This is a genomic window from Anoxybacillus kestanbolensis, from assembly GCF_001996285.1.
Classification (GTDB): Bacteria; Bacillota; Bacilli; order Bacillales; family Anoxybacillaceae; genus Anoxybacillus; species Anoxybacillus kestanbolensis_A.
Genome location: NZ_MQAD01000002.1, coordinates 26195 through 43928 on the forward strand (window position 1 = coordinate 26195; position 17734 = coordinate 43928).

18 protein-coding genes, 1 tRNA gene and 1 other annotated feature are annotated in these 17734 nt (G+C 41.9%); of the genes, 18 read left to right on the top strand and 1 reads right to left on the bottom strand.

The genetic code is table 11. From position 1 onward, the window contains the following. Positions 1-9 precede the first annotated feature (9 nt). Genes BO219_RS01365 through uvrC form a run of 4 tightly spaced genes read left to right on the top strand, consistent with a single transcriptional unit; the run spans position 10 to position 4907 of the window. Entirely contained in the window at positions 10-756 is a 747-nt protein-coding gene (locus BO219_RS01365) for a hypothetical protein (protein ID WP_077427937.1), read from the top strand. Between the two features lie 17 nt (positions 757-773). Beyond that, positions 774-1688, top strand: a complete 915-nt coding sequence (locus tag BO219_RS01370; RefSeq protein ID WP_077427939.1) for an FTR1 family iron permease — start codon at positions 774-776, stop codon at positions 1686-1688. 44 nt (positions 1689-1732) lie between these two features. Further along, a complete protein-coding gene (locus tag BO219_RS01375; RefSeq protein ID WP_077427941.1) occupies positions 1733-3133 on the top strand; it encodes a nucleoporin-interacting protein in 1401 nt (466 codons plus the stop codon). After that, positions 3126-4907 (top strand): excinuclease ABC subunit UvrC, encoded by a 1782-nt coding sequence (gene uvrC, locus BO219_RS01380; protein WP_077427943.1) that lies wholly within the window; start codon positions 3126-3128, stop codon positions 4905-4907. Before BO219_RS01375 ends, uvrC begins: the two co-directional genes overlap by 8 nt. A gap of 3 nt (positions 4908-4910) precedes the next feature. On the opposite strand, the gene BO219_RS01385 is transcribed toward uvrC, so the two are convergent. Continuing rightward, positions 4911-5348 carry a YslB family protein gene (locus tag BO219_RS01385; RefSeq protein ID WP_077427945.1) on the bottom strand — a complete coding sequence of 146 codons (438 nt, stop codon included), beginning with the start codon at positions 5346-5348 and terminating at the stop codon, positions 4911-4913. Between the two features lie 285 nt (positions 5349-5633). Here BO219_RS01385 and BO219_RS01390 point away from each other — a divergent pair, with 285 nt between their 5' ends. The 14 genes from BO219_RS01390 (at position 5634) to ilvN (ending at position 17734) form a co-directional block, all read left to right on the top strand. Beyond that, positions 5634-6242, top strand: a complete 609-nt coding sequence (locus tag BO219_RS01390; RefSeq protein ID WP_006320322.1) for a succinate dehydrogenase cytochrome b558 subunit — start codon at positions 5634-5636, stop codon at positions 6240-6242. A gap of 23 nt (positions 6243-6265) precedes the next feature. Then, positions 6266-8026, top strand: a complete 1761-nt coding sequence (gene sdhA, locus BO219_RS01395) for a succinate dehydrogenase flavoprotein subunit (RefSeq protein ID WP_004889163.1) — start codon at positions 6266-6268, stop codon at positions 8024-8026. Beyond that, entirely contained in the window at positions 8023-8784 is a 762-nt protein-coding gene (sdhB, locus tag BO219_RS01400; RefSeq protein ID WP_003396476.1) for a succinate dehydrogenase iron-sulfur subunit, read from the top strand. Before sdhA ends, sdhB begins: the two co-directional genes overlap by 4 nt. 79 nt (positions 8785-8863) lie before the next feature. Beyond that, positions 8864-9313, top strand: coding sequence for an acyl-CoA thioesterase (locus BO219_RS01405; protein ID WP_004889165.1), 450 nt, complete (start codon positions 8864-8866; stop codon positions 9311-9313). An 80-nt stretch (positions 9314-9393) separates the two neighbouring features. Next, a complete protein-coding gene (locus BO219_RS01410; protein ID WP_032100525.1) occupies positions 9394-9609 on the top strand; it encodes a helix-turn-helix domain-containing protein in 216 nt (71 codons plus the stop codon). 109 nt (positions 9610-9718) lie between these two features. After that, positions 9719-10516, top strand: a complete 798-nt coding sequence (gene racE / locus BO219_RS01415) for a glutamate racemase (protein ID WP_077427947.1) — start codon at positions 9719-9721, stop codon at positions 10514-10516. A 91-nt stretch (positions 10517-10607) separates the two neighbouring features. Beyond that, the gene (locus BO219_RS01420; protein WP_077427949.1) at positions 10608-11654 is read left to right on the top strand and encodes a GerMN domain-containing protein; all 1047 of its coding nucleotides are present in this window, start codon (positions 10608-10610) and stop codon (positions 11652-11654) included. Between the two features lie 93 nt (positions 11655-11747). Then, on the top strand, positions 11748-12515 hold the full coding sequence (gene rph, locus BO219_RS01425; RefSeq protein ID WP_006320344.1) for a ribonuclease PH: 768 nt from the start codon (positions 11748-11750) through the stop codon (positions 12513-12515). After that, positions 12512-13123, top strand: coding sequence for an XTP/dITP diphosphatase (locus tag BO219_RS01430; RefSeq protein ID WP_006320345.1), 612 nt, complete (start codon positions 12512-12514; stop codon positions 13121-13123). The genes rph and BO219_RS01430 overlap by 4 nt, the downstream gene beginning before the upstream one ends. Next, positions 13120-13632: a metallophosphoesterase family protein gene (locus tag BO219_RS01435; protein ID WP_077427951.1), complete on the top strand. Its 513-nt coding sequence runs from the start codon at positions 13120-13122 to the stop codon at positions 13630-13632. The genes BO219_RS01430 and BO219_RS01435 overlap by 4 nt, the downstream gene beginning before the upstream one ends. A gap of 101 nt (positions 13633-13733) precedes the next feature. Then, positions 13734-13807, top strand: a tRNA-Arg gene (locus BO219_RS01440). Positions 13808-14260: 453 nt separating this feature from the next. Then, entirely contained in the window at positions 14261-15163 is a 903-nt protein-coding gene (ilvE, locus tag BO219_RS01445) for a branched-chain-amino-acid transaminase (RefSeq protein WP_004889176.1), read from the top strand. A 12-nt stretch (positions 15164-15175) separates the two neighbouring features. After that, positions 15176-15433 (top strand) — a binding site (T-box leader). A gap of 67 nt (positions 15434-15500) precedes the next feature. After that, positions 15501-17219 carry an acetolactate synthase large subunit gene (gene ilvB / locus BO219_RS01450; protein WP_077427953.1) on the top strand — a complete coding sequence of 573 codons (1719 nt, stop codon included), beginning with the start codon at positions 15501-15503 and terminating at the stop codon, positions 17217-17219. After that, the gene (gene ilvN, locus BO219_RS01455) at positions 17216-17734 is read left to right on the top strand and encodes an acetolactate synthase small subunit (protein WP_041639265.1); all 519 of its coding nucleotides are present in this window, start codon (positions 17216-17218) and stop codon (positions 17732-17734) included. The genes ilvB and ilvN overlap by 4 nt, the downstream gene beginning before the upstream one ends.

The following is a 17734-nucleotide window of genomic DNA, read 5'->3' on the forward strand; positions in this document are numbered from 1 at the left end:
GAGATCGGAGTGAAACACTTTTTATTTTTTTGTTTGTCGATGATATTAATTTTCACTTCAGCCCCTATTTCTTCGTTCGCTTATTCATACGGTGATCCGAACGAAGAAGCAGTTGCTGAAGCTTATAAAGAAATGGTGGCAAAAGCACAAGAAAAAAAATTCGATGAAGTAAAGGCGATTTATGAAACGGTACAAAAAGAAATTGATATGCATATGGGGCCAGAACCTTCTGCCATTATTTTGGAGGCAATTGAAAATAAAGATGTAGATACGATCGTTTCAGCGATGCAAAAAGTGCTTGTGTTAAACGTTGCCCGCCGTTTAGAAAATGTAGAGAAAAACTTCGATAACTATGATACGAGCAAACGTTTGTTAGCAAAAGCATTTGCTACATATAAAGCACTTTCTCCAATCGTGCAACAAAAAGATGCGGAGCTTGATGAACAATTAAAACAACAGTTTGACATTGCTCTTCAATCGCTCGGAAATCCAGGATTGTTCGGAGTAGGAAAAAAAGAGTCAAACATCAATCAATTTAAGGAAAGCAAGAAAGTCATTTTGCAAGCATTGCAAGATCAATTTGAATTAGAAAATATTGAAACGGGTCATTTTACTGAAGAAGATTTAGAGCGACTAGCTGCTGCAAAAAAGAAAGAATGGACGGATTTGTCTGATGTGAAAAACTGGATACCGATTATTGCTATCGTTATGGTCATTGTGGCGGTTGTTGTGTATGCCGTAAGAAAACGGAAGTAAAGAAAGGGGCGTTTAGTTTGGAAGTTCAAGCACTGCTCATTACGTTTCGTGAAGCATTAGAAGCGCTGTTAATTGTTGGGATTATTACATCGTATTTAAAGCGCATTGATCAATCGCGCTATGTGAAATATGTTTGGCTCGGTGCAGGGTTAGCCGTGTTTGCAAGTGCGATTGTCGCCTTGTTATTTCAAGTCGTACTTACTGGCTTTTCAACGATGGCGAGCGAAATGTACTTAAAAGTGAGCATTATTTTTATTTCTTCCATCTTGTTGACGCAAATGGTTTTTTGGATGGCGGAACATAGTAAAGATATAAAAAGTAGTATGGAAGGAAAAATGAGCAAATATGTGTCCAAAGGCGACGTATTTGGTATGGTCATGCATTCGTTTTTAGTTGTTTTGCGTGAAGGAGTGGAGACGGTCTTCTTCTTCGCTGCTATTACAGGTGGAAACATCGGAGCGGCGGTGCAAGGATGGGGTGCGATTACAGGGTTAACGATTGCTGCTGTTGTAAGTTATATGTTCTTTAAAGGAACGATGCGTGTACCATTAAAAACGTTTTTTAAAGTGACAGGTGCATTTATTATTTTGATTGCGGCCGGATTGCTCGTACAAGGCATTTCGATGCTACAAGATTTAAAAATAATCGGCAGCGTCATGCCGCACGTTTATGATATTACTTGGTTTATGCCGGAACACCCGATTGATCACGAACATTTCGTGCGCGACACAGGTCAAGAGCCTATTCTATCTGGGGATGTTGGCATTTTCCTTAAGGCGTTATTCGGTTACTCATCGATGCCGTCACTTGAAGAAGTATTAGCGTACATCGGCTATTTTATCGTCATTTATTTACTTGTAAAAACACGTTATGGCAAAAAAGAAGAAAAAAACGAACAAAATGAGAAGGTGCTTGAACAACAAGTGATGTAAAGTACAAGGGGAACCTTGTACTTTTTTGCTTAGGAGGGTTTATTGTGCGAATCGTTTCAATTATTGCGCTAGTTGTTGTGTATATATCATGTTTCGTCTATGCTAGCCCGTTTGCTGCAACGTGGGATGAAGTGGACTTTGCTTTGGCGCTTGATCGGTATGATTTGCTTGCGATGCAGCCGCATTTCCCAGGGTATCCGTATTTTATTTTTGGGGGGATGCTTGTTCATTTATTTGTCGACAATCCTGCTAAAGCGCTGGCCATTTGGAACGGTTTGCTCATGATGAGTGCGACGATCCCTATTTATTTGCTTGCCAAAATATTTGTGGAAAAAAAGTACGCATGGGTCGTTACTGCACTCGTCCAATCGCTTAGTTACGTCATGTTAATCGCTTCACAACCGATGTCGGAAGGAAGCGCACTCGCTGTTTTATGGTGGTATGTATGGAGTTTACAACGTGCGCTTCACTCGGATCGTGTCGGTGTGCAATTGCTTCCGTTATGGCTATTTAGCGTTATGCTTGGTATTCGTTTATCGTACATTCCTTTTGGGATTGGTATTTTATATGTTTGGTGGAAGCGAGCATATCGCTTCAAGAAACTTCTGCTATACAGTCTCATTGCGGTTGCATTTCAATTTATTTGGATTATGGCAGTGGCTACGACGGAGGGAGAGGGGTTTTTGCAGTTAGCTTTTTCATTTACAACAGGGCATTTTACACAATGGGGTGGAGCGATTTCAACAGATGAAGCACCGTTTTGGAAACGAGCTATTATGCTTATTTTTTATAATATCATTTGGACAGGTATGGCTAAGCAGTCAATATGGTTGCTGAGTTGCTTTATTGTTTTGTTGGTTATGACTTGGAAACGAATAACGCTTCCACCTTTGTATCGTTTATTTTTATTGACATATTTTTTATGGGCGTTGTTTGCGCAAAACATTGAAAAGCCAAGACATATATTGCCGATTGTCGTCATTGTTTCATTCTTTTTGTTTGTCAGTGTCCTTCAATCGTCATCACGTTTTCGATTGACTGTTATGCTTATTTTACTTCTCTCACAAACGATTATCGGCATACAAGGGATTAAGCGTCAAGCGACACAGTTGCCAGCGACATATCAGTTGGCGTATGATTTTGAACAGAAAGAAAAGCCTTTTATTTTACTCACATGGGAGGAAACGCGCGTGCTTGAATATTTGCGTGTTTCTTTTCCGCATGAACGTGTATTCTCTTTTGATGTTTTTCAACGTGAAAAAGCGGCATTTCCACATGCGAAAGTGTATGTTACTGATCATGTCGTTAAAGGGTTTCAAGCGCAAGGCATAGACGTTCGTCCATATATTCATTTTGTTCGAACTTATGAATCGAGTTTATTATCTGACCCTGTGTATGGGCGCATCACCGTATATGAATGGAGAGAGGAGGAAAAACGTGAATGAACAATTAAAACAAAAGTTGGCCATTTTACCTGATCAACCGGGATGTTATTTAATGAAAGACGCTCATGGCACAGTCATTTATGTCGGAAAGGCGAAGGTGCTGAAAAATCGTGTTCGATCTTATTTTACCGGCACACATGATGGAAAAACGCTCAGGTTAGTGAATGAAATTGCTGATTTTGAATACATTGTGACGTCCTCGGATTTAGAAGCGCTTATTTTGGAAATGAATTTAATTAAAAAATACGATCCGAAATATAACGTCATGTTAAAAGACGACAAAAGCTATCCGTTTATTAAAATTACGGGGGAAACGCATCCGCGTCTCATCATTACGCGAACGGTAAAAAAAGATAAGGGGAAATACTTCGGTCCGTATCCAAATGCCCAAGCGGCCCATGAAACGAAAAAATTGCTTGATCGTTTATATCCATTAAGAAAATGTGAGAAAATGCCAAAAAAAGTTTGTTTATATTATCATATGGGACAATGTTTAGGACCGTGCGAATATAAAGTGTCAGAGGAAGAAAATAAACAAATTGTTGAACAAATTACGCGTTTTTTAAACGGTGGGTATAAAGAAGTAAAAGAGGCATTAACAGAAAAAATGATGGAAGCAGCCGAACAGTTACAGTTTGAGCGGGCGAAAGAATATCGTGACCAAATTGCGTACATTGAGGCATTGATGGAAAAACAAAAAATGATTTTACATGACTTTGTTGATCGAGACATTTTTGGGTATGCGTACGATAAAGGATGGATGTGCGTACAAGTTTTTTTCATCCGGCAAGGAAAGCTCATCGAACGAAATGTATCAATGTTTCCACTATATCAAGAACCAGAAGAAGAATTTTTAACATTTTTAGGCCAATTTTACAGTAAACATTACCATTTAAAGCCACGTGAAATCGTATTACCTCGAGAAATCGATGGTGAAATGGCGATGAAATTGCTTGAGGTGAGCGTCACGCAGCCGAAGAGCGGGAAAAAGAAAGAACTCGTTGATTTAGCATGTAAAAATGCACAAATTGCACTGCAAGAAAAGTTCTTTTTAATTGAACGTGATGAAGAACGAACCATTCGTGCCGTCGAACGACTAGGCGGAGCGCTCGGGATTTCAACGCCTCATCGTATCGAGGTGTTTGACAATTCCAACATTCAAGGAGCAGACGCTGTTGCTGCGATGGTTGTATTTATTGATGGAAGGCCGGAAAAAAAAGAATATCGTAAATATAAAATAAAAACGGTGCAAGGAGCGGACGATTATGAGTCGATGCGCGAAGTGATTCGGCGGCGATATACACGCGTGTTGCGCGAACGGTTACCGCTTCCCAATCTCATTGTTGTCGACGGAGGAAAGGGGCAAATACAAGCCGCAAAAGAAGTGTTAGAATGCGAGCTTGGATTATCGATTCCAATCGCTGGTTTAGTGAAAGATGATAAACATCGCACATCACATTTATTGTTCGGCGATCCGCCAAGCGTCATTTCGTTAGAAAAAAATAGTCAAGAGTTTTATTTGCTACAGCGCATGCAAGAAGAAGTGCATCGCTTTGCAATTACATTTCATCGTCAAGTTCGTTCAAAATCTGCATTCCATTCCATCCTCGATCAAATTCCAGGGGTTGGTACAAAAAGAAAACAAGCGTTATTACAACATTTCGGATCGATAAAAAAAATGAAAGAAGCGACCGTTGAACAAATACAAGAAGCAAATATTCCAAAACACATCGCCCAAAAAGTTTACGAAGCGCTTCAAACGTACGAAAGCTGACCATCATCGGTCAGCTTCATCTTTTCGATCCCATTTGACTGTGAACAAAACGGTTTTGGCGCGCCGCTTTTGCTGTTCAAACGCTTCTGTGACATATCCTTTTTGTTGCTCAAACTGTCGGGCTAGAAAGCCTGCTTCAAGTTGAAACGTGCACTCCCCACCATAATCGAACCGCATCGCAACAAGCGGCCCTTCTAATTGAAGTTCACATTCATCTTTTTTCTCTTCAAGTACCGATAAGTTTCCCCAACCAGCTTGTTCGAAAAAAGAAATGACATCGTCGATTGTAGCTAGTGGGTATTTTCTCGCTAAATCTTTTCCTGCCCAATATAAAATAAATGGAGTTTCTTTTCCAAATAAATTTGGTAGTAGTTCTTGCCGAAATAAAAAGTCGTTAAAAGCAGAAATGCTCGTTTGTTTCCATTGTTCGTATCCGCTCACGATCAAATCCCCTCTCTATTTTTCATTATAACGAACAACAATGTGAAAAATAGTATTGACTTTTCTCTCATTTCGGACTTCACTAGAAGTGTAGTTATTTTAAATTTTGAAATGATTGAACATTTCGTGAACACCTTTTCTTGACGCTCCTACATTCTGGGAGTACAATGAATGTGACAATGACCAATGGAAATGGAAGTGTTTACACTTCTGTTGGTCATAGTCTAGTAGATGTGGATGGGAGCACATAGAAAAGGAAGATGACAAATTTAAGGGGGGTTATGTATGGCACAAAATCGCGAGTTTTTTTATCGTCGACTCCATTCATTGCTTGGAGTTATTCCAGTCGGGCTGTTTTTAACGCAGCATCTAGTTGTTAACCATTTTGCAACAAGAGGAGCAGATGCATTTAACAAGGCGGCAGCTTTTATGGAGCAGCTACCGTTTCGGTATTTTTTAGAAATTTTCGTTATTTTTCTTCCGCTATTGTTCCATGCCATCTACGGACTGTACATTGCGTTTACAGCGCAAAATAATGTAAGTCGATACGGGTATTTCCGTAACTGGATGTTTATGTTACAACGCTTAACGGGGATTATTACGCTCATTTTCGTCGTCTGGCACGTATGGGAGACGCGCGTTCAAGCTGCGTTTGGTGCAGAAGTAAACTATGACATGATGGCGAACATCGTTGCAAACCCGTTTATGCTTGCATTTTATATTGTTGGAATCGTTTCGGCGGTGTTTCACTTTGCGAACGGGCTATGGTCGTTTTTTGTTAGCTGGGGAATTACAGTAACTCCTCGTTCACAACAAATTTCTACATACGTGACAATGGGGATTTTTGTCGCGCTTTCGATCGTTGGTATACGCGCGATTTTAGCATTCGTTTAATCCACAAGGAGGAGTGAGGAGACATGAGTAAAGGAAAAATTATTGTTGTTGGTGGAGGTCTTGCCGGCTTAATGGCAACGATTAAGATTGCCGAAGCAGGCGTAAAAGTAGATTTGTTTTCGTTAGTTCCGGTGAAGCGATCTCACTCTGTTTGTGCACAAGGTGGCATTAACGGTGCAGTTAACACAAAGGGAGAAGGAGATTCTCCGTGGGAGCATTTCGATGATACAGTGTACGGAGGAGACTTTTTAGCTGACCAACCTCCGGTAAAAGCGATGTGTGAAGCTGCTCCGGGAATTATTCATTTGCTTGATCGCATGGGCGTCATGTTCAACCGTACGCCGGAGGGATTGCTTGATTTCCGTCGCTTTGGTGGAACACAACATCACCGTACTGCATACGCAGGAGCGACAACAGGCCAACAGCTTCTTTACGCGCTTGATGAACAAGTGCGCCGTCACGAAGTCGCTGGACTTGTGACAAAATATGAAGGTTGGGAATTTTTAGGTGCTGTTTTAGATGACGAACAAGTATGTCGCGGAATTGTCGCGCAAAACTTAACAACAATGGAGATTAAAGCATTCCCGGCTGATGCTGTCATCATGGCCACAGGTGGTCCGGGGATCATTTTCGGAAAATCAACAAACTCTATCATTAACACAGGATCAGCAGCATCGATCGTCTATCAACAAGGTGCGTATTATGCAAACGGAGAATTTATTCAAATTCACCCGACAGCCATTCCAGGCGATGATAAACTCCGCTTAATGAGTGAATCAGCACGCGGAGAAGGTGGACGAGTTTGGACGTATAAAGACGGAAAGCCTTGGTATTTCTTAGAGGAAAAATATCCGGCTTACGGAAACCTTGTTCCGCGCGATATTGCAACGCGTGAAATTTTCCATGTTTGCGTAGACTTAAAGCTCGGCATTAACGGCGAAAACATGGTTTATTTAGATTTGTCGCACAAAGATCCGAAAGAGCTGGATATTAAGTTAGGCGGCATTATTGAAATTTATGAAAAGTTTATGGGTGAAGACCCAAGAAAAGTGCCGATGAAGATCTTCCCAGCTGTTCACTACTCAATGGGTGGATTATGGGTGGACTACGATCAAATGACAAACATTAAAGGGTTGTTTGCAGCGGGTGAGTGCGACTTCTCGATGCACGGTGCAAACCGTCTCGGTGCGAACTCGTTATTATCTGCGATTTACGGCGGAATGGTAGCAGGTCCAAAAGCTGTTGAATATATGAAAGGACTTGAGAAATCTGCCGATGCGATGCCTTCTTCCCTATACGACCGCTATTTAAAACAAGAAGAAGAAAAATGGGCGCAAATTATGGCGATGGATGGTACAGAAAACGCCTATGTTTTGCATAAAGAGCTTGGTGAATGGATGACGGATAACGTCACAGTCGTTCGTTATAACGATAAATTATTAAAGACGGATGAGAAAATTCAAGAATTACTTGAGCGTTATAAAAATATTAACATTAACGACACAGCGAAATGGAGCAACCAAGGTGCGTCGTTTACACGCCAACTTTACAACATGTTGCAACTTGCTCGCGTCATTACGCTTGGTGCTTACAACCGTAACGAAAGCCGTGGAGCGCATTATAAGCCAGAGTTTCCTGAGCGAAACGACGAAGAATGGTTAAAAACAACGATGGCAAGCTTTACACCGGATGGTCCATCGTTCCATTATCGTGAAGTGGATACATCGCTTATTAAGCCACGCAAACGCGATTACACGAAAAAGAAAGGGGAAGTGAAATCATGAGCGAAAATAAAACGATTCGGATTATCGTCACAAGACAAGACCGTCCGGATACAGCCCCTTATGAAGAAGAGTTTGTCATTCCGTATCGTCCGAATATGAACATCATTTCGGCGCTCATGGAAATTCGGCGCAATCCGGTCAATGCGAAAGGGGAAAAAACGACGCCTGTTGCTTGGGAAATGAACTGTTTGGAAGAAGTGTGTGGCGCTTGTTCAATGGTCATTAACGGCAAGCCACGCCAATCGTGTACCGCACTGATCGATCAGCTCGAGCAACCGATTCGTTTAGAGCCGATGCGCACATTCCCTGTCATTCGTGACTTACAAGTGGATCGTAGTCGCATGTTTGATTCGTTGAAAAAAGTGAAAGCATGGATCCCAATCGATGGAACGTACGATTTAGGTCCGGGACCGCGCATGCCAGAGCGTAAACGACAATGGGCATATGAGCTATCAAAATGTATGACGTGCGGGGTATGTTTAGAAGCTTGTCCAAACGTCAATAGTAAGTCAAACTTTATCGGTCCAGCGCCGCTATCGCAAGTACGTTTATTTAATGCACATCCAACAGGAGCGATGCATAAAGCAGAGCGTCTTGAAGCGATTATGGGTGATGGTGGATTAGCGAATTGCGGAAATTCACAAAACTGTGTGCAATCTTGTCCGAAAGGCATCCCGCTTACAACATCGATTGCGGCATTGAACCGCGCAGCAACGATTCAAATGTTCCGCAATTTCTTCGGTAGCGATGAAGTGTAACAAAAAGGTCGGCTCTTCAAGAGTCGGCCTTACGTTTCATCTATGATGCTAGATTGCTTTATAGAGGGGGAGAGGGAAATTGAAAGTATCTTATATTGATGACATAAAAGAATGGGAACAACGTTTTTCTTTTTTTCATCCGGTGCGCGTTCGTTTTTCAGAAACGGATATGTTTGGTCATTTGAACAACACGGTACCTTTTGTATATTTTGAAGAAGCGCGCATCGCATTTTTCGAACATCTCGGTTTTATGAATGACTGGTTAGGAAAAGAACACGATGCGATCCCAGTCGTTGCTAATCTACAATGCGATTTTTTACAACAAGTATATTTCGGTGAACAGTTACAAATCGGTGTAAAAGTTGCACATATCGGCAACTCTTCTGTTGATTTACATTATGTAGGAAAAAAACAAAATGGAGCGATTGCATTTACAGGTCGGGGAACGATGGTGCAAATGTCTAAAACGACAGGAAAAGGGGTCGCATGGGACGAAAACGCTCGTGCGCGATTAATAGAAAACATGTAACCGTTCACGCCCTTCTTGCATACGATATGTTGACTAAATATATACCCATCCGTTTCGGTCTGGTAAAAGCAAGGAGGGTTATTCACTTGAATCAGAAGCCGCTGCTCACAAAAAGAGAAAGGGAAGTATTCGAACTGTTGCTCCAAGACAAGACGACGAAAGAGATTGCTAGTGAGCTCTTCATTAGCGAAAAAACAGTTCGCAACCACATTTCGAATGCGATGCAAAAGCTTGGAGTAAAGGGGCGCTCACAAGCTGTTGTTGAATTGCTTCGAATGGGGGAACTTGAACTATAGAGAGAACCGGCTCGCCTTTTCGTTTTAGGCAGCCGGTTCTCTATTGATTTGATGTATGATATAATGAAAAATGTTTTGTCATACATCAACAAAGAATGAGGCGAATACATTGGAAAGACCTATTGGAGTAATTGATTCAGGTGTTGGTGGATTAACGGTCGCAAAGGAAATTATGCGCCAGCTACCAAAAGAACAAATCGTATATTTAGGAGATACAGCACGTTGTCCATACGGACCGAGGTCACGAAAAGAAATTCGGCAGTTTACGTGGGAAATGACGAACTATTTACTTGGATATGATATAAAAATGCTCGTCATTGCATGTAATACTGCCACAGCTGTCGCTTTAGAAGAAATTCGTGATACGCTCAACATTCCTGTGATCGGTGTCGTTCATCCTGGTGCACGCACCGCATTGAAAATTACAAAAAACTATCATATCGGTGTTATCGGCACGGTTGGAACGGTGAAAAGTGGTGCTTATGAGCAAGCATTAAAATCGATCAATAGCGATGTGAAAGTAGAAAGTTTAGCTTGTCCAAAGTTTGTTCCTTTAGTGGAAAGCGGACAATTTGAAGGAGAAGAAGCAAAGCAAATTGTTGCTGAATCTCTTGAACCATTAAAAGACCGACCAATTGATACGCTTATTTTAGGGTGTACGCACTATCCACTTTTAAGCCCACTCATTCAACAATATATGGGCGAGCACGTGAAGCTCATTTGTTCTGGCGATGAAACAGCGCGTGAAGTGAGTACAATTTTACATCATAGCGGTTTGCTTTATACGGGGAATAAGCGCCGCGAGCATATATTTTTCACGACTGGATCGAAAGAAACGTTCCAACAAATTGCTTCGAAATGGTTCGGTCACCCGATTGAACATGTCGAAACGATTCAATTATCTTAAAATCCTTCGCATTCGCCGAAGGATTTTTTTGTTCTATTTTTTTGGACGGCTCGTATACATAGTAGTACAAACCGTATGAGGAGGGGAGTCCATGCGTCGCGTATGGGTTATTGCCACAATGTTTATATTTATTCTTTCAGGATGTGGGCTGTTCGGAGGTGAAAAAGCCACGAAAGAAATTGATCCACCAAAAGATGTAACATATGTAGAAGATGAACAAGCATTGCAAGAAAAAGAAGTAGCAGAAAAGGAAACAGCGACAGAAACGGTGCAACGTGAATTGTATTTAATTGATAAAAATGGCTTCGTCGTCCCACAAACGTTTGCCTTACCAAAAACAAATGCAGCCGCAAAGCAAGTACTTGAATATTTAGTAGAAAACGGTCCGATTTCTGAACTATTGCCGAACGGATTTCGTGCGGTTCTCCCAGCTGACACACAAGTGTTAAGTGTCAATTTAAAACAAGATGGCACACTTGTCATTGATTTTTCTAAAGAGTTTGCGAACTATCGACCAGAAGACGAAAAACGTATTTTACAAGCAATTACATGGACGGTAACGCAATTTGATAATGTGAAACGTGTGAAAATTCGCATGAACGGACATGATCAAAATGTGATGCCGGTTAACGGAACACCAATTAGCAACGAGTTAAGCAGAGATGATGGAATTAACATTGAAACGAACGGTGTTGTGGATATTACGAACACACATCCTGTTATCGTTTACTTTTTAGCGCAAGATGGGAAACAAACATATTATGTCCCAGTAACACGCCGTGTACCGAATAGCGAACAAGATGAATTAGCTGCAGTCGTAAATGAACTAATTAAAGGACCGAGTTACGGTTCGGGCTTGTTAAGCGATTTTCAAGCAGAGGCGAAATTGTTAGAAGCACCAAAATATGAGAATGGAAAAGTAACGTTAAACTTTAACGAAGCGATTTATGGTAGTGTGGAGAAAAATGTTGTGTCGACACATGTGCTTAATTGTTTAGTTTTATCTTTAACAGAACAGCCAGGGGTAGAGAGCGTCGCGATTACAGTAAACGGAAAAGCAGAATTGGTAGATGAGAGCGGAAAACCGCTATCAGAACCTGTCACAAGACCGCAAAATGTGAACACGGGTAGTTTTTGAAACCAATTTTTTGCTATACTATATAAAGATTCATCGTCGAGAGGCAGCATCCCTGCCTCTTATTTCGTGAACATATATTGAGGAGGATTTTGTGTGAGAGTAGATGGTAGAACAAATGACGAACTTCGTCCTGTACATATTGAACCGAACTATTTAAAACATCCGGAAGGGTCTGTGCTTATTTCGATTGGTGATACGAAAGTGATTTGTACAGCAAGCATCGAAGATAAAGTCCCACCGTTTATGCGTGGAGGGGGGAAAGGATGGATTACTGCGGAGTATGCGATGATTCCACGTGCGACTGAACAACGAAATATTCGCGAAGCAAGTAAAGGAAAGTTATCAGGAAGAACGATGGAAATTCAACGATTAATCGGTCGTGCGCTTCGTTCTGTTGTTGATTTGCAAAAGTTAGGTGAGAAAACCATTTGGATCGATTGTGATGTCATTCAAGCGGACGGTGGAACGCGCACAGCGTCAATTACAGGGGCGTTCGTCGCTATGACATTGGCGCTCGGAAAAATGGTTGAAGATAAAAAAATACCGGCACTACCGATTACAGATTTTTTAGCCGCCACATCTGTCGGAATTGATGAAGAACATGGTATTATTTTGGATTTAAACTATATTGAAGATTCAAAAGCACAAGTCGATATGAATATTGTAATGACGGGATCGGGACGTTTTGTCGAAATTCAAGGAACAGGGGAAGAAGCGACGTTTTCATATGAGCAACTGCTCGATTTATTAACCGTTGCTGAAAAAGGTATTCACGAACTTATCGCTCGGCAAAAAGAGGCACTCGGTTCTCTTGCGGAACAAATTATGCAACATGGTTCGGAAGGGGAAGAAGCGAAATGAAACGAATAATCATTGCCACCAAAAACAAAGGGAAAGTAGCAGAATTTCAGCAATTGTTTTCAAAAAAAGGGATCGACGTGCTCTCCCTCCTTGCCTATGATGACATACCAGATGTTGAAGAAACGGGAACGACGTTTGCAGAAAACGCGATATTAAAAGCAACGACGATTGCGAATATGCTCCATGAAACGGTCATTGCAGATGACTCAGGATTAATCGTTGACGCGTTAAACGGCGAGCCGGGCGTATACTCGGCTCGCTACGCCGGCGAAGGAAAAAATGATCAAGCAAACATCGAAAAAGTGCTTACAAAGTTACAAGGTGTGCCTTTTGAACAACGAACCGCCCGTTTTCATTGTACGCTCGCTGTTGCCAAACCAAACGGAGATGTGACGACAGTAGATGGCGTATGTGAAGGATATATAACAGAAGAACCAGTTGGTGAAAACGGTTTTGGGTACGATCCGATTTTTTTTGTTCCTGAAAAACAACGAACAATGGCCCAATTAACGAAAGAAGAGAAAAATGAAATTAGCCATCGGGCAAAAGCGCTACAACATCTTTTACATATATGGGACAAGCTGTTTGAAAAGGAGAATGAGTCGTGAACGTATTAATTGTAAGCGATAGCCACGGATTAACCAAAGAATTACAGACGATCGTTTCACGCCACAAACAACATGTTGATGCAATCATTCATTGCGGTGATTCTGAGTTAACAAGCAACCACGAAGCGTTGCAAGGTATGCTTGTTGTGCGAGGAAATTGCGACAACGAACGTCGTTTTCCAACCGATCTTGTTGAAGAAGTAAACGGCGTTCGCTTTTTCATTACACATGGTCATTTGTACAACGTCAAAATGACGCTCATGAATTTATATTATAAAGCGAAAGAAGTCGGGGCACGCATCGTTTGCTTTGGTCACTCGCACATTGCAGGATGTGAACAAATCGATGATGTTCTTTTCATCAATCCAGGAAGCGTTTATTTACCGCGCCTGCGTCGCGAAAAAACATATGCCATACTTCATATAGACGAAGCAACTACAACCGTACATTTTTACAATATCGACGGCAAACCGCTCCATGATTTAACAACGACATATACAACAAAATAGGGGCAAGAAAATTCCATCGCCCCTATTGACTTTTTTCATAAACATCATTACAATAACAATTGTCCAAACCACGATGATATGTTTGTGATATGTCTATATATGTCCCAGTAGCTCAGCTGGATAGAGCAACGGCCTTCTAAGCCGTCGGTCGGGAGTTCGAATCTCTCCTGGGACGCTAAAGATCCTCTTGCATGGGCAAGGGGATTTTTATTTTACATGCTCAGCTGGATAGAGCACGTCTGATTGAGCTTCATCGAATAAACATCAGCGTACCGCACGAGCTGCATCATGAATAAGCAAGCTGAGTGCGGGACGACAAAGCCTTCTAAGCCGTCGGTCGGGAGTTCGAATCTCTCCTGGGACGCTAAAGATCCTCTTGCATAGGCAAGGGGATTTTTTTGTTTAGTCAAAAAATGTTCAAATTTTTTATATCCTTTCTTTTCCTTGATATATCAATTATGTAAGCGTATACATAACGTTTTAACTAATCTAAATAATCAAAAAATTCAATGAAATAGTATTGACTGTTCTCGTAAATGAGCGTATGATAATTTTCAAATAAATCTAACAAAAGTCGTAATCAACAGAAGAGGCAAGAGACGGCGAACAGGGGAAGAGGGGAAAAGCATTGAGTGAACAGTGGATTTTTCTAAACGATGAATTTGTGACAAAAGAAAATGCAAAAATCTCTGTATACGATCACGGTTTTCTTTATGGGGATGGGGTGTTTGAAGGAATTCGAGTATATAGCGGTAATGTGTTTCGTATGAAAGAGCATATTGACCGCTTATACAATTCAGCGAAATCCATTTTGTTAAACATTCCCTACACAAAAGAAGAATTAACAAATATTATCGTCGAGACTGTGCAAAAAAACGGCTTTGAAGATGCGTATATTCGTGTCATTGTGTCGCGTGGTGTTGGCGACCTTGGACTCGATCCGTACAAATGTCCGAAGCCACAAGTTGTCGTTATCGTTGAACCGTTAGCGATCTTCCCAAAACATTTGTATGAAACAGGCATTGAAGTAATTACCGTAGCAACAAGACGGAATCGTCCAGATGTATTAAGCCCAAAAGTAAAATCTTTAAACTACTTAAATAACGTATTAGTCCGAATTGAAGCACACTTAGCAAACGTCAGCGAAGCGCTCATGCTCAATGACCAAGGATATGTTGCTGAAGGGTCAGCTGACAACGTGTTCATCGTTAAAAATGGCGTGTTATATACACCACCAGGATATGTCGGGGCGCTTGAAGGCATTACGCGCGATGCGATTATCGACATCGCTAAAGATCTCGGCTATGTCGTCAAAGAAGAGCCGTTTACTCGTCATGATGTGTACACAGCAGATGAAGTGTTTTTAACGGGAACCGCAGCAGAAGTGATTGCGGTCGTTAAGGTCGATGGTCGTGTTATCGGTGACGGAGTGCCAGGCGAACATACGAAACGACTGTTAGAAGAATTTCGCAAACGTGTTGTTTCTGAAGGTGTAAAAGTATATGCTTCACAAAATGTCAATGCTGGGTAACAAATCAATAAAGAAAAAGCGTTGAAGAGGATAAGTAGCTGACGGGTTAGGCATCCACAGAGAGCCGGGGTAGCTGAAAACCGGTGATGTCTCCGTTTGTGAACTCCCCTCGGAGCGCCGTCCTGAACGATCGACTCTAGTAGGGACGGACGGGTGCACGTCACTCGTTATTAAAACGAGCGATGCGACGATCGTCGCGCGCTCCTGAGGTGGCTTTGCCACGAAGAAGGGTGGTACCGCGGGAAGGATGCAAGCCTTTTCGCCCCTTTGGTCCGCACGGACTGATGGAGGGGTGAGAAGGCTTTTCTTATTTCACATTTCTTTTAGGGGTGAAAAAATGGCAGCGAATATGAAAGTGAAAGAAAGAGTGGCAAAAAAACAAACGTTATGTGGAGCACTTATGTTGATCGAGGCGCTCAAGGCAGAGAATGTGAAGGTGATTTTCGGTTATCCAGGAGGAGCTGTATTACCAATTTACGACAAATTGTATGAGTCGGGTGTGTTTCACGTGCTCACGCGTCACGAACAAGGTGCGATTCATGCGGCGGAAGGATATGCGCGCATCTCTGGAAAACCAGGTGTCGTTATTGCGACATCGGGACCGGGTGCGACAAATATTGTGACAGGTTTAACGGATGCGATGATGGACTCCATTCCGCTCGTCGTTTTCACAGGGCAAGTCGCATCAAGCGTCATCGGTTCGGATGCCTTTCAAGAAGCGGATGTGCTCGGCATTACCATGCCAATTACAAAACATAGTTACCAAGTACGTGATGTACACGAGCTGCCAAAAATCATTAAAGAAGCGTTTCATATCGCAACGACTGGACGTCCGGGACCTGTATTAATCGATATTCCGAAAGATATGGCTGTCGCAGAAGCAGAGTTTGACTATGAACAAGATGTGCAGTTGCCAGGTTATCAGCCAACTACAAAACCGAATCATTTACAAATTCGCAAACTTGTCGAGGCGGTCAGTCAAGCGAAACGACCGGTCATTTTAGCCGGAGCAGGTGTTCTTCATGCGAATGCTCATGAACAGTTAAAACAATACGCTGAACAACAACATATTCCAGTAATTCACACGCTCTTAGGGCTTGGTGGATTTCCTGCTGATCATCCATTATTTCTTGGAATGGCTGGAATGCATGGGACGTACACAGCAAACATGGCGCTGTATGAATGTGATTTGCTCATTAATGTCGGCGCGCGATTTGATGATCGGGTCACTGGCAATTTAGCACATTTTGCACCGAAAGCGACAGTTGCCCATATTGACATTGATCCAGCAGAAATCGGAAAAAATGTACCGACAAAAATTCCAATTGTTGGCGATGCGAAAGAAGCGCTTATTCAGCTTATTGAACAAAATGGAAAACGACCAGATGTATCGGATTGGCTTAAACAGTTGAACGAATGGAAACGGGAATATCCGCTTATGTATAAACGTGAACCAGGTGTATTAAAACCGCAACGGCTCATTGAAATGATTCATGAATATACAAACGGTGAAGCCGTTGTCACAACGGATGTTGGTCAACATCAAATGTGGGTGGCTCAATATTATAAATTTAAACAGCCGCATCGCTGGGTGACATCCGGTGGGTTAGGAACGATGGGATTTGGATTGCCAGCGGCAATCGGAGCGCAATTGGCACAGCCAGAGGCAACGGTCGTATCGATCGTTGGTGACGGTGGGTTCCAAATGACGTTACAAGAGCTATCTGTCATTCAAGAGCTAAATTTGCCGATTAAAATTGTCATTGTCAACAATCAGGCGCTCGGTATGGTTCGTCAATGGCAAGAAATTTTTTACGAAAAACGATATTCTCATTCCCTCATTCCGAATCAACCAGATTTCGTTCGCTTAGCAGAAGCGTATGGGATGAAAGCGATGCGTGCAACGACCGAAGAAGAAGCGGAATACGTATTGAAAGAAGCGCTTGCAACAAATGCGCCAGTTTTACTTGATTTTCACGTTTGTCCAGGTGAAAACGTATATCCGATGGTTGCGCCTGGAAAAGGATTACATGAGATGGTGGGGGTGAAATGGTGAAGCGCATTATTACAATGACGGTAAATAATCGTCCGGGCGTGTTAAATCGTATTACAGGTTTATTTACAAAGCGACATTACAACATTGAAAGTATTACAGTTGGTCATACCGAATCAGAAGGCATTTCACGTATGACGTTTGTCGTCAATGTAGAGGATGAACGCATTGCCGAACAAATTACAAAACAACTGAACAAACAGATTGACGTATTAAAAGTGGTTGATATTACAGATCAAGCGATTATTGTTCGAGAGCTTGCTTTAATTAAAGTGGCGGTTACCCCAGCGACGCGCGGCGAAATTTATACGCTCATTGAACCGTTTCGTGCAGCGATTGTCGATGTAGCACGCGATAGTCTCGTCGTTCAAGTGACAGGTGAACCAGAAAAAATTGACGCGCTTATCGACTTATTAAAGCCATACGGATTAAAGGAAGTCGCAAGAACAGGAACAACAGCGTTTCCGCGCGGTTCACAACGCGCATCATCAACAAATAAATCACTATTTATTATTTAA

Coding starts and splice junctions, on each gene's coding strand:
- BO219_RS01430 (WP_006320345.1), top strand. CDS start 12,512: ATGAAACGAATAATCATTGCCACCAAAAACAAAGGGAAAGTAGCAGAA.
- BO219_RS01390 (WP_006320322.1), top strand. CDS start 5,634: ATGGCACAAAATCGCGAGTTTTTTTATCGTCGACTCCATTCATTGCTT.
- BO219_RS01420 (WP_077427949.1), top strand. CDS start 10,608: ATGCGTCGCGTATGGGTTATTGCCACAATGTTTATATTTATTCTTTCA.
- sdhA (WP_004889163.1), top strand. CDS start 6,266: ATGAGTAAAGGAAAAATTATTGTTGTTGGTGGAGGTCTTGCCGGCTTA.
- sdhB (WP_003396476.1), top strand. CDS start 8,023: ATGAGCGAAAATAAAACGATTCGGATTATCGTCACAAGACAAGACCGT.
- ilvB (WP_077427953.1), top strand. CDS start 15,501: ATGGCAGCGAATATGAAAGTGAAAGAAAGAGTGGCAAAAAAACAAACG.